A 20,031-nucleotide genomic window follows, 5' to 3' on the forward strand; every position below is an offset into this window, starting at 1 on the left:
TTTACGCGGCGTCTTTGGATCGTTAGCCATGTCGCGACTCGAATGTAAGGATTATGCCTGATGGAAACCCTCTCGGAAAACGCCTGTTTTGGCGGAGTGCAGGGCGTATACCGCCATGCCTCTTCGGCTTGCCAATGCGACATGACCTTTGGCCTTTTTCTTCCCGCCGAGGCAAAGGACGGACCGGTTCCGATCTTGTGGTACCTTTCCGGGCTGACCTGCACGCATGAAAACGCCATGACCAAAGCCGGTGCGCAGGCTTGGGCGGCAGAACAAGGGATCGCCGTCGTATTCCCCGATACCTCGCCGCGTGGCGAGGGGGTCGCTGATCATGAAGACTATGATCTGGGACAGGGCGCAGGGTTTTATGTAAACGCGACGCAAGATCCATGGGCCCCGCACTTCCAGATGTGGGATTACATCGCCGAAGAACTGCCTGCCTTGCTGGTTGAGAACTTCGCGATCGACAGCGAACGCCAGGCCATCACCGGGCATTCCATGGGCGGTCACGGAGCCCTGACTTTGGCGATGAATCTGCCCGGACGGTTCCGCTCGGTTTCCGCCTTTGCACCGATTTCGAACCCTACGGGTGCAGATTGGGGCCGCAAACAGTTAAGCGCCTATCTGGGCAGTGATGAAACCCTGTGGGCCAAGCATGATGCATCTTTACTGATGAAGGAAAAAGGGTTCGACGGCCCGATCCTGATCGATACCGGTGCCAATGACCAGTTCATGGATCTGCTGCGCCCCGAAGCGCTGGCCCAAGCCATCGCCGAGCGCCGTCAGCAGGCAACCTATCGCTTCCAGCCCGGTTATGACCATTCGTACTTCTTCGTTTCCACATTTATGGAAGACCACATCACATTCCATGCGGAAGCGCTGTACGGAGACTGAGGCATGAGCGAATATGACTATGACCTGATTATCATCGGGTCCGGCCCTTCGGGGCGGTCAGCAGCCATTCAAGCCGGTAAACTGAAGCGTCGCGTTCTTGTGATCGACCGCAAGGATCGCTTCGGCGGTGTTTCGGTTCATACCGGCACCATCCCGTCCAAGACCCTGCGTGAAACGGTTCTGAACCTCTCGGGCTGGCGTGAACGCAGCTTTTACGGCCGTTCCTATCGGGTCAAAGACCAGATTCGCGCCGAAGATCTTAAGGCCCGCCTGCATATGACGCTCGATCATGAGGTCGATGTGTTGGAACACCAGTTCAACCGCAACCATGTCGATACGCTGGATGGCCTGGCCAAGTTCGTTGGACCTCATGAGGTCGAAGTTGCGACCGACGCTGGCGAGACTACGCGGGTGACGGCTGCCAAGTTCCTGATCGCAACTGGCACCAAAACCTATCGCCCGGAATATGTGCCTTTCAACGGCAAGACCGTGGTCGATGGTGACGAATTTCTGGAAATGGCGGAAATTCCACGATCCTTGGTCGTCATTGGTGCGGGCGTCATTGGGGTCGAATACGCCACGATGTTTTCGGCCCTGGACGTAAGGGTGACATTGATCGAACCGCGCGACACGTTTCTGGATTTCATCGACAGCCGTTTGATCCATGATTTCACGCATCAGATCCGAGAAAATGGTGTTGACCTGCGATTGGGTTCGGCTGTTGAAAAGATCGAAGATGCCGGTGAACATGTGGAAGTGACATTGGATAACGGCCGCCATGTTCGGGCAGAAATGCTTTTGTTTGCTGCCGGACGCATGGGCGCGACATCAAAACTCAATCTCGATGCCGTTGGGCTGGAAACAGATCACCGCAACCGGATCAAGGTGGATCGTAAGACATACCAGACAGCAGTGCCGCATATCTATGCGACCGGCGACGTGATCGGTCACCCATCTCTGGCCTCGACGTCTCTGCAACAAGGGCGCGTGGCCGCCTGTCACGCACTTGAAACACCCACACTGCCGGAAAGCCCGTGGTATCCCTACGGCATCTACTCGGTTCCCGAGATTTCAACCTGCGGCATGTCCGAAGAAGAACTGCAGGAACGCGGTATACCCTATGAGGTCGGCGTCGCCCGGTTCCGCGAAACATCGCGCGGGCATATCATGGGGTTGGAGCACGGGATGCTGAAAATGCTGTTCTCGCTCAAAACCCGCCGGGTCTTGGGTGTGCAGATTGTTGGCGAAGGCGCGACTGAACTGATTCACATTGCTCAGGCCGTGTTGAACCTTAAGGGTACCGTGGATTATTTCGTTCAGAACACGTTCAACTATCCAACCCTGGCCGAAGCATACAAGATTGCAGGTCTGGATGCGTTCAATCGGATGCCTATTCCTGAAGAATTCAAAGTGCGTAAAAAACCAGCTGAACCCGCCAAGAAAGAGGCTAAGAAGGCGTGACCACACTTTATGTTGACGGCGACGCCTGCCCTGTGAAGGCCGAAGCTGAACGGGTGGCAACACGGCACAAAGTGCCCGTGGCGCTGGTGTCCAATGGGGGGCTTCGCCCATCGGCCAATCCGCTGGTGCAGGTTGTCATCGTCTCAGAAGGCGCTGATGAGGCCGACAAGTGGATCGCCGAGCGGTGTGGTAAAGGGGATGTGGTTGTTACGTCCGACATCCCTCTGGCTGCCAAATGCGTTGAAGCAGGCGCACGCGTCTTGCGCCCCAACGGCGAGACCTTCACCGCAGCCAATATTGGTCAACAACTCGCGATGCGCGACTTGATGGCGGACCTGCGCGCCGCCAACCCACTTGGAGCGGGTGGTGGTGGACGACCCTTCGGCAAAGCAGATCGGTCGCGGTTTCTGGATGCATTGGAACGGGAAATACGCGCCGCTACGCGTGGCTGACTATAACGGAAGCCGATCCAAAATACTGATACGAAATCAGAAACGACCGTTTACAAGGCCCGCGTAAGAACGCACGCTGTGTTTGAATTCTGATCAGACCATTCGAACACGGAGACTGCATTATGCAAGTACAGGGCACTCACTACAGATCGATTTGGTGGGACAAGTCACAGGGCGAGGTTCGGATTATCGATCAACGCTGGTTGCCGCATGATTTCCGGGTCGTAACCTTGAAAACGTTGGATGAGTTTGCAGCTGCAATTCGGGATATGTGGGTCAGGGGCGCACCTTTGATTGGCGCGACAGCCGCTTTTGGCATAGCTGAACAGATGTCCCGTGATAGCTCCGAAGCGTCGTTTGATGCGGCGTATGATGTTTTGCACGCAACGCGGCCCACCGCAATCAACCTGCGTTGGGCTTTGGACAGATGCCGAGAGGCCCTGATGCCGCTGGCTGTGTCCGATCGTGCCGAACGCGCATGGGTCTTGGCGCAGGAAATCGCTGACGAAGACGTCGAAATCAACGCCGCAATTGGTCGCCACGGGCTGGAGTTGATCAAAGAGATTGCCGCGCGCAAACCCGCGGGGGAACCAGTGCGGCTGTTGACCCATTGCAACGCAGGATGGTTGGCGACAGTCGATTGGGGCACAGCCACAAGCCCCATGTATCATGCGCATAACGAGGGCATCCCCCTGCATGTTTGGGTGGATGAAACCCGGCCCCGCAATCAAGGTGCGCTGACCTCATGGGAACTGGGCGAGCACGGCATCCCCCATCGCTACATCGTGGACAATGCCGGGGGGCACCTGATGCAGCATGGGTTGGTTGACATGGTTATCACTGGCACCGACCGCACCACGGCACAGGGTGACGTCTGCAATAAGATAGGCACCTACCTCAAGGCGTTGGCAGCGCATGACAACAATATTCCATTTTATGTTGCCCTGCCTTCTCCGACAATAGATTGGACCGTGCGCGATGGCGTAGCTGAAATTCCAATCGAAGAACGCGATAAACGCGAAGTGACTCATGTCCTCGGTGTTGATGAGCACTCCGCGATTTCGGATGTGCGCGTGACCCCAGTTGGAACGGAGGGGGGCAATCCGGCCTTTGACGTCACCCCAAATCGGCTTGTCACCGGGCTGATTACCGAACGTGGTGTTTGCGAAGCCTCAGCCGCTGGATTGGCTGGCTTATTCCCAGACAGGGCTGGTTAGCACATAGGTCTGGCATCGCGTTGAAAAATTGGGTCGCACCAGGTGCTTGTCGTTTTTGGTTTGTTGATTAGGAAGATTTTAGGCCGGAAGGGCAGAACGATTTTCGCGGATGGGCAGATGCACGATTGCGCTGAATGCTCCGATCGCGACGCCGATCCACCAAACCATGCTGTAATCGCCGAATTGATCATACAAGCGACCACCCAACCACACACCCAGAAAGCTGCCAAGCTGGTGGCTGAAGAAGATGATGCCATAAAGCGTTCCCATGTACCGCAAGCCGTAAAGATGCGCCACAAGGCCCGACGTGAGTGGCACAGTGGCCAACCAAAGCGATCCCATCACCAGCGAGAATACGATGACTGATAGCGGAGTGATCGGGAACAGGATAAACAAAGCCGCTGCCAATGTGCGCCCTGTGTAGACCCCAGCCAAAAGGTATTTCTTGGGGAAGTGGTTCCCCGCCCATCCCGCCAGCAACGTACCACCGATATTGGCCAAACCGATCAGCGAAATTGACACGGCCCCAAGCGCTGAGGTCGAGGTGATACCGACGGAATGCAAAACACCACCGGGCTGAATCGGGCCACACATTTCGGTCACAAATGCCGGGAAATGGGCGGTGATGAATCCCAACTGATACCCGCAGCTAAAGAACCCCAGAAAAATCAAAGTATAAGAAGGATCGCGGAACGCCTTGCCTAAAATCTCGCTCATGCTTTCTTGCAGTTCCGTCTTGCTGGCACTTTGCGGCGCGCGCATGAATGGCAGAGCAAGCACAAGCGCCAGGATCGTGACCGCAAACACGATAAAAACCTGCTGCCAAGGCAGGAAGGTCAGCAGCCACTCGGCGGTGGGGGCACCCAGCACCTGCCCGAAACTTCCTGCGGCTGTGACGATAGCAAGCGACATCGAGCGGTTTTCGTCTGAAGATGCGCGACCGACCACAGCAAGAACCACACCAAACCCAGTACCCGCGATGCCGAAGCCTACTAACCACGCATACATCTGATGCTCAAATGGAGTGACGGACCATGCAGAGAGCACCATTCCTGCAGCATAGGTCAAAGCACCCAGAATGATCGCCTTGCGGTCGCCAATCTTCTCGGCAATTGCACCAAAGATGGGCTGCCCGATGCCCCACGCCAGGTTTTGAATTGCAATCGCCATTGAAAAGTCAGTGCGCAGCCAACCGAACTCATCGGCGATAGGGATCTGGAACACGCCAAACGAAGCACGCACGGCGAAGCTGACCGTGATGATGATGCACCCGACAATCAGAATCGGATTCAGCAGGCGGGCGGATTGGGGCATTGAGACCTCGGGCGTTTTGTCTGCAGGACCGTATCGCTTTTGCGGGCGACGTCAATTCAGCAGATTTGCAGTCACGGATAAGCAAATTTGATGTGCCAAAAAAAATGGTTTCTTTTCAACGGGCGGTCGGGCGGGTAAGGCTCGGAATTATGACGGATCTAATATCGCTATACGAGGCCCGCGTCGCGGATGGAACTCTGACCCGCGACGACGCACAAGAGGCCGTTCTTCCGCAATTCGAACGTATCCGTGCCGCGCTGTCAGAGCCAGTTAAACGCAGTTTTTTCCGCAAAGTGCCTCCACCCCCAAAAGGATTGTATCTTTGGGGAGGAGTCGGGCGAGGAAAATCGATGCTGATGGATATGTTTGTCGAAACGCTCGGCGACATACCGGCGCGACGTGTCCATTTTCACGCTTTCATGCAGGAAATCCACGCTGGGATGCATAAGGCTCGGAAAGAGAACGTCGAAGATGCACTGGCTCCGGTGGCGAAGGACGTGGTCAAATCCGTCCGGCTGCTGGCTTTTGATGAGATGCAGATCACGGACATCACCGATGCGATGATTGTTGGACGTCTGTTCGATCTGTTGAATGAGGGTGGCGTGGTGGTTGTGACGACCTCGAACCGGCATCCAGATGATCTGTACAAGGATGGGCTGAACAGGCAGCTGTTTCTGCCGTTCATTGCGCATATCAAGGAACAGCTACGGGTTTGGGAACTGGTTTCGCCCACCGACTACCGCCAAAACCGGCTGGAAGGTGCGCCGGTCTATTTTTCGCCAATCGGCCCAGAAGCCCGGCAGAACATACGAGAGGTTTGGAAGGATCTTGCAGGCGGCCCCGCCGAACCGCTTGTTTTGCAAGTCAATAGCCGCGCGGTTGAGCTGCCTGCCTTTCGCAACGGGGTCGCGCGGGCATCATTCTACGACCTGTGTGGACGGATGTTGGGGCCTGCTGATTACCTGGCAATTGCCGATGCTGTGAAGGTGCTGGTGCTGGAAGACATCCCACGCTTGTCGCGCAACAACTTTAACGAAGCCAAGCGGTTCGTAACCCTTATCGATTCCCTATATGAGGCCAGGGTCCGCTTGATCTGTTCCGCCGCAGCTGAGCCCGAAATGCTTTATGTGGAAGGCGAAGGGACCTTTGAGTTTGAACGCACAGCCTCACGCCTGCGGGAGATGCAGGACAAAGACTGGGGTGCCTAGGGGGCGCTGCGCGCGCCTCCCCAAAGTATTTCGAGCCAGGTGAAGGGCGCGGGGCGTGCCTAGCCGTTTTCACGCAGGATATTGCCCGCAAGGTAAAGCGAGCCGCAGATCAACACACGGGCTTGGGGGTCGTCGGCTGTGATCGCCGCCAACGCTTCCGATACATTGTTTGCCGTAGACGCAGGCAAGTCGACTTTGGTCGCTGCAGCTGCAGTTTCTTCTGCACTGAGTGTCGCGGCTTCACCCGGAATTGAAACGGCGGTTAGGCTTGTGGCCTGCCCGGCCAAAGGTGAGAGATACCCGGTTACATCTTTTGTGTTGAGCATACCGCAGATCATGTGCGTCGGTTTCTGCGGCAGTTTGGCCAGTACATCAGCCAGAGCAATTCCTGCTGCCGCGTTGTGACCGCCATCCAGCCAAAGCTCGGCCTGTGGTGCCTGTTCGATCAACGGGCCGGTTTTCAGGCGCTGCATACGGGCGGGCCATTCGGCTTTGGTCACGGCAGCCTCATAGGCGTCATCGCCCATGTCCAGATGGCGCAAAACGGCCACGGCCGCACCCGCGTTCTGAATTTGGTGCGCACCCAGCAGGTTGGGCAGTGGAAGATCCCGCAAACCGGTTTCGTCCTGATAGATCAAGCGTCCGTTTTCTTCATGCACATTCCAGTGTTGCCCATGAACCAACAACGGAGCACCCAGTCGAGCGGCTGTATATTCTATGACCTCAAGGGCTTCGTCCTGTTGGGGCCCAACGATGCAGGGCACGCCGGGTTTGATGATCCCGGCCTTTTCAGCTGCGATCTTGCCCAATGTGTTGCCCAAAAACTGCTCATGATCGATCGATACCGGCGTAATCACTGTTACTACAGGATTATCGATTACGTTAGTGGCGTCCAGTCGTCCGCCCAGACCAACCTCAAGAAGAGTATAGTCTGCTTTTGTACGGGCAAAGGCCAACAGAGCCGCGCAGGTGGTGATTTCGAAATAGGTGATGTCTTCACCTTTGTTGGCGGCATAGCACTCGTCCAAAACCGCCGTCAGATCGGATTCCGAGATCAATTCTCCAGCCAGCCGGATGCGTTCGTGAAACCGCGCCAAATGGGGCGAGGTATAGGCATGTGCCGAGTGCCCTGCCCCCTCAAGCCCCGCGCGGATCATGGCTTGGGTCGAGCCTTTGCCATTGGTTCCGGCAATATGGACAACCGGGGGCAGCTTGAGCTGTGGATGATCCAGCGCAGCCAGCAAACGCCAAACGCGGTCCAAGGTCAGATCAATGATCTTGGGATGTAGCGCCATCATCCGGTCAAGAATGGCGTCAGATGTTTGTGCGGTCATTTCTGGCTGGTCTCTTCGGCTGGTGCCTCAGCTGCTTCTTCCGGTTCTGGTGCGGGCAGTTCGCCAACAATTGCCGGAGGCTGGTTCGTAAGCATCCGGGTAATGGTAATCAGCTCATCACGCATTTCGGTACGCTTGGTGACTCGGTCCAGCATACCGTGATCCAGCAGATATTCGGCGCGCTGGAACCCTTCAGGCAGCTTTTCCCGAATCGTTTGTTCAATCACACGGGGGCCGGCAAAGCAGATCAACGCGTTGGGTTCCGAGATATGCACATCGCCCAGCATCGCGTAAGAAGCAGTTACACCCCCAGTAGTGGGATGGGTCAGAACGACGATATAGGGCAGGTTCGCTTCTTTCAGCATCTCAACCGCAACAGTGGTACGCGGCATTTGCATCAGGCTTAGGATACCTTCCTGCATCCGGGCTCCACCGGCGGCCGAAAACAGGATCAGCGGGCGTTTGAGCTTTACCGCCTCTTGGGCGGCAGCGATGATCGCGTTGCCCACATACATGCCCATCGAGCCGCCCATGAAAGAGAAATCCTGCGCGGCAGCAACAATCGGAGTGCGTCCAATTTCGCCCACGGCCACCAGCATAGCCTCTTTTTCACCGGTCTTTTTCTGCGCCGCCTTCATGCGGTCCGGGTATTTTTTCTGATCACGGAATTGTAGTGGGTCGTCCTTGGGGGCCGGGACCTCAACTTCTGTGAAAACGCCGCCGTCGAACAGGTGCTTGAACCGGTCACGCGGGGTAATTGCCATGTGGTGGCCGCACTGGGTGCAGACATTCTGGTTCTCGGCCAGTTCGCGGTGGAACAGCATCGTTCCGCACTCGTCGCACTTATGCCAGAGGTTTTCGGGAACCTCGCGGCGCGAAAAGATCGAGTTGATCCGGGGGCGGACGTAGTTTGTGATCCAGTTCATGTGGGAACCTTGGCTTTTGCGGTGTTGTCGTCAAATAAGGCGCAACGGAAGGAAATGCAATCAACGCCTGAGCGCAAGCCGCGCGGCCAACCAGCAAACGAACATAACCGCCAAGTCCACCAACAGCCAAGGGCGCAGCTGTTCCGGGTCAGACGTGTCAAAGGGCAGCACAAAAAGTGCCAACCCGCTGAGACTGTCGGGCAATGAAATGAACAGCAAAGCGATGACATTGTTGAAAAAATGAAGGGCGATGGCAGGTCCCAAAGTGCCTGCTCTGGCCGTCAGATCGGACGCCAGCAGCCCAAAAACAAAGGCCCAAAGCGCGATCAAGAGCGCATTGCCCCCCGCCGCGTCTGGTGAATAATGGCCTGCTGCAAACAAAATGGATGGCAGGCCCATCCAAATGATCGGTGAACTGAACCGCGCTGCAAGAGTTTGCTGGATATACCCGCGAAACAGGATTTCTTCGGCACTGATTTGAATCAGGACGGCGCAGGCCGCAATCGGAAGCAACAGTGCCCATGTTGTCAGCGGCAGCTTTTGCGTCAGCTCTCCACCCATCCCGTAAGGCGGCAGCAGAAACCCGATCACGCCGAGGATAATCAAGGCTTTTAGAACTTTGAAAAACTGCGCTATGGCAATGCTGCGGTCTCCAATTATGGACCAAAGTGTTCTTTGTTGAATCTTACGGGCGGCGATGGCCACAGCTAAGGTTATGAACCCGAAACTCATCAGCAGCAGAATTAATGCAAGCGGCGAGCTCCCCACCAAAAGTTCCTGTGCCCATTCGTCTGGGCCCATCTCTACGAGCACGGCAAAGAACACCATGTTCAGGAGGCTGACCAATATACCGATCAACAATAGGCCCAGAAGCAGACGCCAAACCTCGGGCCGCTTACGCGCGGTTTCCGTCAGATAGGCGTGTGGGGTGTATGCCTCAGGCATGGTTGTTTGAACTCTCTGGCTCTGTGTCTTGGGACACCGAGGGCAACACGTCCTCGGCGTTTTGGGCAGCCGAGATCCTCGTGGAAAGCGTTGTCAGATAACCGGCAACGGTTCTGAGCAACTGCGTAGCAACGGTTGCATCGCTTTCAACCACGGCACGCAGCTCCTCGGCCCCGATGCGCAGGAACAGACAGTCTTCTGTGGCGACCAGATCCAATTGGCGGTCTTCACCTGTAATGATCGACAAATCTCCGATGAGGCGCCCTGGCTCGATGATCGAAATCGGACGCTTAGTTCCATCATCGTTGAACCAATCCAACCGAGCCTGGCCCGAAATGCACAGATATGCGGCATCCGGGGCCTGCCCGCGCGAAAATATGACTTGTCCGGCTTTGACCTCGTACCATTGGGCTGAAAATGCAAGGAGCCGCTGGTTGCGCCCATCCAGACTTGAAAACAACTCCGTGGCCGAAAGGATTTCAAGCTTCCGGCTCAGATCATCCGATGTGCTGCCCGTATGTTCAGATTTGCTTCGGGAAACGCCGTCAATTCGGCCCTCCTTGATTTCAATGAACAAATCATAGGCTTCGGGATGAGCAAAGTGATCTTCCATGAATATCATAATCGAGTCGGGCAAAAGCTCGCGCAGTTTCAAACGTGTGCGCAACCGGCTTTCTGAATCGTGACTGGCCAATGCCTTGTCCAGAATCAGGACATCTGGGCGTTTGATCCCAGCGCGCGAAAACGCGGCGCGTTCCTGAAAAACGGTTGGCAGATTGTTACCGCCCAGACCGGATGGCAGATCATAGATGATCGCAGCGGCTCTGCGACGAAGCCCCGCTTCGTTAAGGGCTTCGGCGACCACATCCTCGATTTCGTCCGCATGTGCACCCGCCATCAGAGAAACCCGACCATAGATCGCATTCTCCATCACGGTTAGTCGGGGCACGTAGAGATCGGGCGTGACTGGCATGAACAAACCGTCCATTGCACCCCGTAACCGCTCAGCGTGGCTTTTTCGGATCGTCAGGATTTTGTCCTTATATTCCTCGGGGAAGTCCGGTCCGATCTGCTCGGCGGTCAAAAGGAAAGGCACCGTCAACAGCAAAGCACGGTCTTCCGGGCTGAGTGCCATATCACCTTTGGCTTTGCGCTGATCCTCGATGTCGAGCAACCTGTGGAACATGTCTTTCGACATTCCGAGCCGAAGGAACAAGGGGTGGTCCGCGCCGTCCCGCCCGAAGGTTTTACTGAGTGTGTCCAGAACCGCATTGGAAATGCTCAGGGCTTCTTCTGCCAGATCATGCACAGTGAGCATTTTCAGGAAACGGGCATCCTCGACCAGATAGTCGGGTGAGATTTCCCGCGACGGTGCCGCGAACAGCAGGTTGCCGCCCAGAGGAACCGCCGGATTAAACCGATCCGGATCAAAGCGATAGACATAGCGGTCCAGACCTTTGGCTTTCAGACGCTCGGCAATTGTTTCCCGCAGATTGACCACTTCGCGGGCCAAAACGGGATGAATTCCGGGGTCAAACTGCGTGCGCAGCGTGCGACGGAACATGAACTCGTCAATCCCCATGGCTTCGACCAGTTGGAACCACCAATCGCGGATATCTTCGATATCGTCCAAACCCGCCAAACCAGGGTCGATCCATTCATCGTTCAAAGAGTCGACCGGGTTACCGGACCGGGCAGCTTCAATCTGCTTGCGAGTCGGAGCTTTCTGCGCTTCGGCATCGTGCTGGGGATGCGTGCGTAACGACATCATCAGGTTATCACCCAGTGTTCCATCAAACAGATAGGGGCGCGAATACGCATAGCCGATCCGGGCCGCAATCACAGCCTGGTGCAGGTCGTTCAGGTTGTGGCCGGAAACGATCACTTCCCCCTGAACAGGCAGGATTTCTCGGGTTAAAAGCTGACCTAGCGCACTGCGTTCCGAGGCGTGAGTTGACTGGATGGCAACGCGGGCGCCGTGGGGGATGGTTAGATCCAGATCTTCTAAAATGGTTTTGCCGTCGCTGTCGCGGACTGTCACATTGCGCAGCTCGATCGCGCCGTCCAGGCGCGGGATTGACTCGGGTTCTCCGGAAAACAGCTCTTTGGGGATCATGTGGTCAGGGGCGAACCGTTCGGTCACAATTTCCCACCGCAAAGACATGTCCTGAACCTGGTTGTAATAGGTCAGCAAGTCCTTCCAGGGGCCACTCAGATCCTTGTAAGCCCCCAAAGCAGCGACCAGAGCGCCCACCGTCACCTCACCCGTAATCGCCAGATAACCACCCACGGAATAAAACAGAAAGGGCGTCATCTGAGTGATCAGATTGTTGAGGAACTTCATAAAGAATTTCTTGTTGTAGATCTTAAAGCGGATCTCGAACAATTTTCCCAATCTGTCGCTGAACTGGGCCAGACGATAGCGCCAGCCGCCATTGGTGCGCAGATCACTGATCCCCGCAGCGCTTTCACCGATTTCCGAGCTTAGGCGCCGGACTTCCTGAATACGGTCTTTGTTCAGCAGGTTGATCTGTCGCTGCAATTTGGGGATCAGCCATGCCTGCAAGGGGATCAAAGCAATGCTGGCCAACCCGAACCACACGCTTTGCATGAACAGGAATGTGACGATCGTCATCATCTGACCGAACTGGAACACGGGCTGAGCGATCGCATCGCCCATCAGTCCACCCATCGGCTCGGCCTCGGATGTGATCATCGAAACCAACTCACCCTGACTGGTGGTGGCAAAATAAGACTTTGGAAAGCGCATCGAACGTTCAATCAGCGTGAACCGCAACCGACGCAGCATGCGTTCTGCTAGGACACCCTTCATCGTGTTGATGCGCATTTTCATCAGGCCGCTGGCAATAACAGTCCCAAGAAAGGCAACACACAATATCAACAGGTAATGAACTTGCGTTACGGTGATGCCCCAGATGGTGACCGTATCAGCCGGAGCGCCGATGGCATCGTTGATGATCTGCTTGGGCAGTTCCAACGAGGCGTAAAGGAAGGGAAATGACAGCACTGTCAGCAACAGCAAGACCAACTGCTGCTTCTTCGAGTACTTCCAAATGAAAGAAAATAATGTGGGCTCCATTTCACGGCCTTATAGATAGCTAAACGGATGTGTGGCTAAAACTGGGTGACCCATGTTGCAGGGCCTGACGGTACGCCGTGACTATGCCCATTGCAAGGCAAGACGGGCGCGCGCCATTCGTTGGCGCCTAACCCAATTTTGCGCCTGACCCAACTGAAAAACACGGCATGAAGATCGCGATTTCGTTATTGCGGTTTGTTGCTTGCACCATCTTGACTAAAGAGGCTGTGTATTGGACGACGAGGCCATGGGCAGAATTCTGGATCGTTATTTTCATCGCAAGGCACTGGACCGTTGGCGGCGGGCCGTGCAAAACGCGAAGGATGTCGGTCAAGCAGACTTAAAAATACAACGTGATCAGGCGCGTGTACTGCGCGGCCAACTCGATCAGTTGATTCAAAAGGCCGATTCCCGTCTGATCCGTCCTAAGATCGGATCCAGGCAGTTTCCAAAGCCTGTCGGCACCGACTGGAGCTGCAGGCCGGATTTGTGGCGTGGCCCTTTGGCGCAAACCGGCATAGCCTCAGCCCCGCGCAAATCATCCCTTGATGCGCAGGTCAGCCTGTTTCATGACTGCCCTCTATCCGAGATTGCCGTACGGCAAATTCGAAATCGGGATGCACGCGATTTAGCCCCGTTCAGTCTGGCTGTTGAAGTCTTCAGTTTTGAAGGCTCGTTCCTTTCGGTGTCCGTCGATCTGCCAGGGGGCGCAATACAGAACCTTTCTCGCGAGCATCTGATACGAATGGAGAGTGTGATCAATTGCGAAAAACCCTCGGGCATGTTCGCCCGCCTCAATATTCAGCACGGCCCCAATTCTGAGCGGGTACTGCGGGAATTGAGCCCTTCAGAGTCCCAAAAAGCCGTAGATTTCGACCTGGCTCATCTGCCTCTGAACGAGCGTCGGATCGAAAAGATCTGGGTTGATTTGATCTTTGAGACCCCAAAAATGAACCGGATGGTTGTGCGGGACCTGACGTTCTGCCGCTTCCATCGTGCCGATTTGTGAGACGACCGGACATGACGCGATCAAAACTGACTTTCATCCGGTTCGAAAACGGGGTTTGGCAAGCCCATATAGGGATCGACGAGGAACCGGCAATTGAGGTTCAATACCTTGGTGAACCGCTGAACTCTGCCAGTCTTTCGCCGGCGGAAAATGGCTGGGATCTCAGTATCGAGGTACCCAGGTCAGCACTGTCCGAAGGGGTTCATAGCTTTGTCATCTCGGATGCTGCAACGACTGAAACACTAGGTGACTTTACTATTATCGCCGGTACCCCTGCTGCGGATGACCTTCGCGCCGAGGTTGCGTTGCTTCGCGCGGAACTGGACATGCTGAAAAGAGCGTTCCGTCGGATGTATCGCGACGACGACTGAGGCGTTAAGGCTCCCAAACTATCTTTTCAGCTATTTTCCGTGCATCATGGTCGCATTCAAAGTGGATCGCGCCCGACATGGACCGCAGCAGCATTGTTAAAGTCATCGCATTAATGGTGACAGGATTTGGGATCGGCATCGATTTTACCGGTGCTCTGATGCTGGTGCCTGCAATCGAAAACAGCTTTGAGGCAGACATCACCAGCACTCAATGGGTTTTGAACATTTACGCCCTGTTTTTTGCCATGACTATGGTTGCAGGCGGGCGACTGGGTGACATGTATGGCCATCGTAAGTTGATGATCATCGGACTGTGCATTTTTCTCTTCGCTTCAATCATGTGCTTTGTCTCGCCTAGCCTTGATTTTCTGGTTCTTGCCCGTGCCCTGCAGGGAATTGGCGCAGGATGTGTTTGGCCCTGTACACTGGCCTTTGGCGCGACCAAAGTGTCCAAACCAGAACACCGGGCCCTTGTTATGGGCCTGATCCTGGCGGGTGTGACCACCGGCAATGTGTTTGGGCCTATGATCAGCGGATTGGCCGTAAATCTGGGAGAATGGAGGTATTTCTTCCTAGCCAATGTCGTTTTCTCATGTGTTTCAATGGCCACCGCGCTGATCCTGATGGAACGCGAGACGCAGCACAAAAAGGACGAACATCTCGACCTCGCTGGCATGGGTCTCTTGGCGTTTGCCGTTCTGTTTTTGCTTTACGCGCTGGATGTTGGTGCGGATTGGGGATGGACATCAGTTCCGCTGTTAATGCTGTTTTTCATCAGCGCGGTGCTGTTCATTTTGTTCCCAAGGATAGAAAAACGTGTCACAGAACCGCTGCTTTTGCCCCAAATGATGCAGAATCGCCAATTCAGGATCACGCTTGGCCTGAATATGTTTAACGTCTCTGCCGCGTTCGTCGGGCTGCTCTACTTCCCTCAATACATGCAAAAGGTTCTGGGCTGGTCGGCCTTTGAGTCCGCTCTGGGACTGGCGCCACTCACGGTGCTTCTGGCTGTGGGATCGATTGTCTCGGGCACGTTGTATAATGATTTCGGACCCAAGCGACTTTTGTTCTGGGGTTATATTATCGCCGCAATCGGGGCCGCGACAATTGTCGTTATGCCAAGCGATTTAGGGTATTTTCGCATTTTGCCCGGCATGGCAATGATCGGGCTGGGCGCGACCCTGACCGTTGGCCCATCTGGAACGGCAGCCGTCTGCGCAGTCAAACCCGAACGCGCTGGCCTTGTTGGTGGGCTGAGTTTCATGACGCATCTGGTGTATGGTGCCATTTCCGTCGCTTGCGCCACCGCCATCATGTATGTCGTAAGCCTATGCAAATTGCGTGAAGGTTTGACCGCGGCAGGGATCAAGTTGAACGGGTCGGACCTGAAGGCGATCAATGGCGGTACACTGGATACACCTTCGGCCCAGGCGGTGATCGGCCATCTGAGCGAAGCTGACCTGGAAAAGGTTCATTTCGCCCTGTCCGCTGCTTTCAACAGCGGTATGAGCATGGCGTTTGTCTTTTCGACCGTGTCCGTATCGGTGGGTATCGTGCTGGCGCTTCTGCTGGATGAAAAAAAGCTACACAAGATCGAAGGTTAGCCCGATTTCACATACAGTTGAAACGCGCCCCGCCAGCGGCCTCTGAATCCGAATTCTATCAGTGACGTTTGCACAAAGAAAAAGGGCCGCGTTCGCCGCGGCCCCGTTTTGTTATTGAGACGGCCCGTCGGGGTTAAACGCCGAAAGGCCTTTGAGGATGTCGATGGCATATGCCAACTGATAATCCTCTTCCCGCAGTTCAGCCGTGGCTTCGGCTTTGGCGCGGTCTTCTTCAATCTGGCGAATTTCATCTTCGCTGAGGCTGTCATTGTCCAGGCTGCCACGCAGCTCGGCCTCTGATCGGGTAAAGCGGCTATCCTCTTCCTCTTCAGTCTCGGGCTGCGGCCTTGGCTGTTCCACGATAATATCAGGGCTGACACCAAGGGCCTGAATAGAACGACCCGACGGTGTGTAATAGCGTGACGTGGTCAGACGCATGGCCCCGTCACCGCGCAGAGGCATAACCGTTTGCACAGAGCCCTTCCCGAAGCTTTTCGTGCCGACCACAATCGCACGGCGGTGATCCTGCAATGCACCGGCCACAATTTCGGACGCCGATGCCGAACCACCATTGATCAGAACAACGATTGGTTTGCCTTCAGCCAGATCGCCGGGCGAAGCATTAAAGCGCTCTCCCTCTTCCGGATCACGGCCGCGGGTCGAAACGATTTCGCCTTCGTTCAGGAACGCATCCGAGACTTTGATTGCCTGCGTCAGCAAGCCGCCCGGATTGTTGCGCAGGTCGAGGACAAATCCATTGACCTTATCGATGCCACCGGCTTCCTCGATCTGTTCCTGCAAACCTTCTTTAAGGTTCGGGAAGGTCTGGTCGTTGAACGTGGTCACTCGCAGAACAACGCTGGTGCCTTCGGTGCGCGCACGAACAGCCGTCAGTTTGATCGTGTCCCGGATGATCGTGACGTCGAAAGGATCCGGCTCACCTTCGCGAACGACAGTGATCACAATCTCGGAACCCACCGGGCCACGCATCAGGTCAACAGCCTTATCCAGCGTAAGGCCCAGAATGCTTTCGCCATCGACATGAGTGATGAAGTCCCCGGCCTCAATTCCGGCTGCGTCTGCAGGGGTATCGTCAATCGGCGATACGACTTTGACAAAACCGTCTTCCTGCGTGACTTCGATACCAAGCCCGCCGAACTCACCCCGGGTCTGCACGCGCATCTGTTCGGCATCGTCGGGCGAAAGATAGCTGGAATGCGGATCAAGCGAGGTCAACATGCCATCAATGGCTGCCTCGATCAGCTCTTCGGGTTCGACCTCTTCAACATATTGCGCGCGGATGCGCTCAAAAATGTCGCCAAACAGATCCAGTTGCTCATAGACGCTGGCCTTGTTTTCGGCCTCCTGCGCCAGCAGTGGTCCCGCTATCTGGGTCGTTGCAAGAATTCCTGCCACAGTTCCGGCCAGACCGGCCATCACAAATCTCTTCATACTCGTTTATCCATCCTTGTCGGTCCGGAACCATGTTTCCGGGTCCACGGGGCTATTATCTTCTCTTACCTCTATATAGAGCGTTTCTGAGCGATCAGTTCCAGTGCCATCACCGCTTGTTGACAATATTGCGCCAATTTCGGGCGTTTCACCGGGCATCAAGCCCACCGGAGTGCCCTCGGGGATCACCTGACCGGGGTGGCCATAGACCTCTTGCAACCCGGAAAACACAAAAAGCAGCCCCGGCTGCGGTTCAAGAATAACCAGATTCCCCAGATCCAATAAGGGACCCCGATAACGGATCGTGGCCGCCGTGGGCGAAGTAACCAGCGTACGCGGACGTGTTCCAAGCACCAAACCGGCGCGTGTCACCCCCGCAGCGTCCGTTTCGCCAGCTTTGTGCAACAAGACGCCCTGGACCGGCAAAGAAATCTGCCCTTTCTGACCCGAAACATCCGCATCAGTTTCAATGATCTCGCCTTCCGAGATTTCAGATAGTCCACTTGCAAACCCGTCCAGCGTTTCGGTCGAGGAAATCAGAATGGCCGTGCGCACTGGGTCCTCGACAAATCGTCTGGGCAGATCTGTGCGATCGGCGATGGCTTCGCTCAGGCGCGCGCGTGCATCCTGAACGCCGCTAAGGCCCTTAGTCAGGGTTTCCGACGCGCTTTGTTGCAGCAGGCGCAGTGTCTGTACCTCGTTCAGATCATCTGCCAGAGCCTGCGCTTTGGCGTTCAAGCCCGGAGTGACCTCGGACAGCATCATACCGGCCCGCGCCGCGCCCAATGGGCCCGATGGATGCAACATCAAAACCGGAGGCGCCGTTGTTTCAATGGTTTGCAAAACGCCGATCAACTGCCGGACGTCCTTTTCGCGCGCCTGCAACTCGGCGCTCAGCTGCGCCTCGCGGGTTGCGGCCTGGCGCAGCCCTTCCCGCATCGCGCTCAACCCCGCCTCATAGGCTTGGATCGTTTGGGTAAGCGCACGTACGCGGTCTCGGGCACCGTCAGCCTCGCTTAGCGAGATTGAGGCGTCCTCCAACATCTCTGCGGCTTTCAATGCCGCCAGCGATGAGTCCGACTGGGCCAGCGCCGGAACGGCTGAAATCAGGAAAGCCGCAAGGGTCGCCAGTTTCATGACAAAAGGCTTTCTCCGGTCATCTCTGGTGGTTTTGGCAGGCCCATCAATTCAAGTAAGGTTGGAGCCAGATCCGACAAACGCCCCTGCCGTAATTGCGCCCCTTCAGGCCCACCGACCAGCGCCACCGGCACCGGGTTCAGTGTGTGGGCGGTATGCGGACCACCCGTCTCGGGATCAAGCATCATTTCGCAATTGCCATGATCTGCGGTGACAATCATCGCACCGCCGGCCTTTTCCAGTGCAGCAACAACTTGCGCCAGACCCTGATCCACAGCCTCACACGCTTTGATCGCCGCCTTCAGATCACCGGTATGGCCCACCATGTCAGGATTGGCATAGTTTGTGACAATCAGGTCATATCCGTCTTCGATAGCCTCAACAAATTTAGCCGTGACCTCGGCCGCCGACATTTCGGGTTGCAGATCATAAGTCGCAACCTTTGGCGATTTAGGCATAAAACGATCTTCACCCTGCTCAGGCGTCTCTTTGCCGCCGTTCAGGAAGAAGGTTACATGCGGGTATTTCTCGGTTTCGGCCAACCGGAACTGGCGCAACCCCTGTTTGGCCACCCATTCACCCAGAGTATTCACGATGGCCCGCTTTGGAAAAACCGTGGTCATATAGGCGTTGTGGCCGTCCGAATATTCGACCATGCCCAGCAGCGCCGAGAGATTGGGCTGCAGCCCTGTATCAAAGTCAGAAAATCCCGGCTCTCCAATGGCGCGCAGGATTTCCCGCGCCCGATCAGCTCGAAAATTGAGGCAGAAAAACCCGTCGCCGTCTTGAACGCCCGTGTAACCATCAAGAACGGTCGGGGTGATGAACTCGTCTGACTCAGACTGGTTATAGGCATGATCGACCGCACCATGGGCGCTTTGCGCCGCCCTTCCCTGCCCTTTGATCATCGCGTCAAAGGCTTCGCTGACACGCTCCCAGCGATTGTCTCGGTCCATGGCAAAATAGCGTCCGCAGACGGTCACTATGCGCGCGTTTTCAGGCAAGCGCTCTTCCAGTTCCGCGATATAGGTCAGCGCCGATTTTGGCGCTACGTCCCGCCCATCGGTGACTGCGTGCAGCGCAACAGGGACGCCAGCATCGGTGATCGCGGTCGCCGCGGCGACAATATGGTTCAGGTGCCCATGCACGCCCCCGTCCGAGACCAGCCCCATCAGATGTGCTGTCCCGTCTGCCGCTTTCACTTTGGCGATAAATTGTTGCAGGGCTTCATTTTCCAAAAATGACCCATCTTCGATAGCCAGATCGATCTGACCCAAATCCATGGCGACAACGCGGCCTGCGCCGATATTGGTGTGGCCAACCTCTGAATTGCCCATCTGCCCGCTGGGCAGTCCAACATCGGGTCCGTGGGTGATCAGCGTTGCATGAGGGCCTTTGGCCATGATCGCGTCAAAGGTCGGGGTGCACGCAAGATACGGCGCGTTGGCTTTGGTGTCTTCGGACAGCCCCCACCCATCGAGAATGCACAATACAACAGGTTTGGGCGCGGCCATAGAATTTCTCCGATTACTGCTCGTGCGCTTCTTCTATCGCCTTGCCCTCGGCGGGTGAACCACCTTTGGGCAGGTGAAAAAGATTTAATAGAC

16 protein-coding genes are annotated in these 20,031 nt (G+C 55.8%); 8 read left to right on the plus strand and 8 right to left on the minus strand.

Going from position 1 to position 20,031, the window contains the following annotated elements:
• Nucleotides 1–60 precede the first annotated feature (60 nt).
• The 4 genes from fghA to mtnA all read left to right on the plus strand — a co-directional run bounded on the left by fghA (nucleotide 61) and on the right by mtnA (nucleotide 4,024).
• Nucleotides 61–894 (plus strand): S-formylglutathione hydrolase, encoded by an 834-nt coding sequence (gene fghA, locus GOV91_RS08610; protein WP_171176888.1) that lies wholly within the window; start codon nucleotides 61–63, stop codon nucleotides 892–894.
• Between the two features lie 3 nt (nucleotides 895–897).
• Entirely contained in the window at nucleotides 898–2,355 is a 1,458-nt protein-coding gene (sthA, locus tag GOV91_RS08615) for a Si-specific NAD(P)(+) transhydrogenase (protein WP_171235186.1), read from the plus strand.
• A complete protein-coding gene (locus GOV91_RS08620) occupies nucleotides 2,352–2,807 on the plus strand; it encodes a YaiI/YqxD family protein (protein WP_171235187.1) in 456 nt (151 codons plus the stop codon). The genes sthA and GOV91_RS08620 overlap by 4 nt, the downstream gene beginning before the upstream one ends.
• 122 nt (nucleotides 2,808–2,929) lie before the next feature.
• Complete coding sequence (mtnA, locus tag GOV91_RS08625) at nucleotides 2,930–4,024, plus strand: S-methyl-5-thioribose-1-phosphate isomerase (protein WP_171235188.1); 1,095 nt, start codon at nucleotides 2,930–2,932, stop codon at nucleotides 4,022–4,024.
• Between the two features lie 78 nt (nucleotides 4,025–4,102).
• On the opposite strand, the gene GOV91_RS08630 is transcribed toward mtnA, so the two are convergent.
• Nucleotides 4,103–5,338 carry an MFS transporter gene (locus GOV91_RS08630; RefSeq protein ID WP_171235189.1) on the minus strand — a complete coding sequence of 412 codons (1,236 nt, stop codon included), beginning with the start codon at nucleotides 5,336–5,338 and terminating at the stop codon, nucleotides 4,103–4,105.
• 149 nt (nucleotides 5,339–5,487) lie between these two features.
• On the opposite strand from GOV91_RS08630, the gene zapE reads away from it, so the two are divergent.
• Nucleotides 5,488–6,546, plus strand: coding sequence for a cell division protein ZapE (gene zapE / locus GOV91_RS08635; protein WP_171235190.1), 1,059 nt, complete (start codon nucleotides 5,488–5,490; stop codon nucleotides 6,544–6,546).
• 59 nt (nucleotides 6,547–6,605) lie between these two features.
• Here the strand turns inward: zapE and GOV91_RS08640 are convergent, their stop codons facing one another.
• Genes GOV91_RS08640 through GOV91_RS08655 form a run of 4 tightly spaced genes read right to left on the minus strand, consistent with a single transcriptional unit; the run spans nucleotide 6,606 to nucleotide 12,851 of the window.
• The gene (locus tag GOV91_RS08640) at nucleotides 6,606–7,880 is read right to left on the minus strand and encodes a folylpolyglutamate synthase/dihydrofolate synthase family protein (RefSeq protein WP_171235191.1); all 1,275 of its coding nucleotides are present in this window, start codon (nucleotides 7,878–7,880) and stop codon (nucleotides 6,606–6,608) included.
• Nucleotides 7,877–8,806 carry an acetyl-CoA carboxylase, carboxyltransferase subunit beta gene (gene accD, locus GOV91_RS08645; RefSeq protein WP_171235192.1) on the minus strand — a complete coding sequence of 310 codons (930 nt, stop codon included), beginning with the start codon at nucleotides 8,804–8,806 and terminating at the stop codon, nucleotides 7,877–7,879. Before accD ends, GOV91_RS08640 begins: the two co-directional genes overlap by 4 nt.
• A gap of 60 nt (nucleotides 8,807–8,866) precedes the next feature.
• Nucleotides 8,867–9,751, minus strand: coding sequence for a CPBP family intramembrane glutamic endopeptidase (locus tag GOV91_RS08650; RefSeq protein ID WP_171235193.1), 885 nt, complete (start codon nucleotides 9,749–9,751; stop codon nucleotides 8,867–8,869).
• A complete protein-coding gene (locus GOV91_RS08655; protein ID WP_171235194.1) occupies nucleotides 9,744–12,851 on the minus strand; it encodes an ABC transporter transmembrane domain-containing protein in 3,108 nt (1,035 codons plus the stop codon). The genes GOV91_RS08650 and GOV91_RS08655 overlap by 8 nt, the downstream gene beginning before the upstream one ends.
• Before the next feature lie 232 nt (nucleotides 12,852–13,083).
• On the opposite strand from GOV91_RS08655, the gene GOV91_RS08660 reads away from it, so the two are divergent.
• From GOV91_RS08660 to GOV91_RS08670, 3 genes are all read left to right on the plus strand, one after another.
• Complete coding sequence (locus tag GOV91_RS08660) at nucleotides 13,084–13,860, plus strand: DUF6478 family protein (RefSeq protein ID WP_371732290.1); 777 nt, start codon at nucleotides 13,084–13,086, stop codon at nucleotides 13,858–13,860.
• A gap of 11 nt (nucleotides 13,861–13,871) precedes the next feature.
• A complete protein-coding gene (locus tag GOV91_RS08665) occupies nucleotides 13,872–14,231 on the plus strand; it encodes a hypothetical protein (RefSeq protein WP_171235195.1) in 360 nt (119 codons plus the stop codon).
• A gap of 77 nt (nucleotides 14,232–14,308) precedes the next feature.
• Nucleotides 14,309–15,835: an MFS transporter gene (locus tag GOV91_RS08670; RefSeq protein WP_171235196.1), complete on the plus strand. Its 1,527-nt coding sequence runs from the start codon at nucleotides 14,309–14,311 to the stop codon at nucleotides 15,833–15,835.
• Between the two features lie 111 nt (nucleotides 15,836–15,946).
• On the opposite strand, the gene GOV91_RS08675 is transcribed toward GOV91_RS08670, so the two are convergent.
• Genes GOV91_RS08675 through gpmI form a run of 3 tightly spaced genes read right to left on the minus strand, consistent with a single transcriptional unit; the run spans nucleotide 15,947 to nucleotide 19,938 of the window.
• On the minus strand, nucleotides 15,947–17,287 hold the full coding sequence (locus GOV91_RS08675) for a S41 family peptidase (RefSeq protein WP_171176860.1): 1,341 nt from the start codon (nucleotides 17,285–17,287) through the stop codon (nucleotides 15,947–15,949).
• 6 nt (nucleotides 17,288–17,293) lie between these two features.
• Entirely contained in the window at nucleotides 17,294–18,424 is a 1,131-nt protein-coding gene (locus GOV91_RS08680; protein ID WP_171235197.1) for a murein hydrolase activator EnvC, read from the minus strand.
• Nucleotides 18,421–19,938 carry a 2,3-bisphosphoglycerate-independent phosphoglycerate mutase gene (gene gpmI, locus GOV91_RS08685; RefSeq protein WP_171176857.1) on the minus strand — a complete coding sequence of 506 codons (1,518 nt, stop codon included), beginning with the start codon at nucleotides 19,936–19,938 and terminating at the stop codon, nucleotides 18,421–18,423. Before gpmI ends, GOV91_RS08680 begins: the two co-directional genes overlap by 4 nt.
• Nucleotides 19,939–20,031: the final 93 nt, after the last annotated feature.

The organism is Ruegeria sp. HKCCA6837, from assembly GCF_013034475.1.
In the GTDB taxonomy this organism is placed as follows: Bacteria; Pseudomonadota; Alphaproteobacteria; order Rhodobacterales; family Rhodobacteraceae; genus Ruegeria.

Bases quoted from the DNA above. Each gene is read 5' to 3' on its own strand.
- GOV91_RS08680 (WP_171235197.1), bottom strand. From the start codon at position 18,424: ATGAAACTGGCGACCCTTGCGGCTTTCCTGATTTCAGCCGTTCCGGCG.
- mtnA (WP_171235188.1), top strand. From the start codon at position 2,930: ATGCAAGTACAGGGCACTCACTACAGATCGATTTGGTGGGACAAGTCA.
- GOV91_RS08655 (WP_171235194.1), bottom strand. From the start codon at position 12,851: ATGGAGCCCACATTATTTTCTTTCATTTGGAAGTACTCGAAGAAGCAG.
- GOV91_RS08630 (WP_171235189.1), bottom strand. From the start codon at position 5,338: ATGCCCCAATCCGCCCGCCTGCTGAATCCGATTCTGATTGTCGGGTGC.
- sthA (WP_171235186.1), top strand. From the start codon at position 898: ATGAGCGAATATGACTATGACCTGATTATCATCGGGTCCGGCCCTTCG.
- fghA (WP_171176888.1), top strand. From the start codon at position 61: ATGGAAACCCTCTCGGAAAACGCCTGTTTTGGCGGAGTGCAGGGCGTA.
- accD (WP_171235192.1), bottom strand. From the start codon at position 8,806: ATGAACTGGATCACAAACTACGTCCGCCCCCGGATCAACTCGATCTTT.
- GOV91_RS08675 (WP_171176860.1), bottom strand. From the start codon at position 17,287: ATGAAGAGATTTGTGATGGCCGGTCTGGCCGGAACTGTGGCAGGAATT.
- zapE (WP_171235190.1), top strand. From the start codon at position 5,488: ATGACGGATCTAATATCGCTATACGAGGCCCGCGTCGCGGATGGAACT.
- GOV91_RS08665 (WP_171235195.1), top strand. From the start codon at position 13,872: ATGACGCGATCAAAACTGACTTTCATCCGGTTCGAAAACGGGGTTTGG.
- GOV91_RS08650 (WP_171235193.1), bottom strand. From the start codon at position 9,751: ATGCCTGAGGCATACACCCCACACGCCTATCTGACGGAAACCGCGCGT.
- GOV91_RS08670 (WP_171235196.1), top strand. From the start codon at position 14,309: ATGGACCGCAGCAGCATTGTTAAAGTCATCGCATTAATGGTGACAGGA.
- GOV91_RS08640 (WP_171235191.1), bottom strand. From the start codon at position 7,880: ATGACCGCACAAACATCTGACGCCATTCTTGACCGGATGATGGCGCTA.
- gpmI (WP_171176857.1), bottom strand. From the start codon at position 19,938: ATGGCCGCGCCCAAACCTGTTGTATTGTGCATTCTCGATGGGTGGGGG.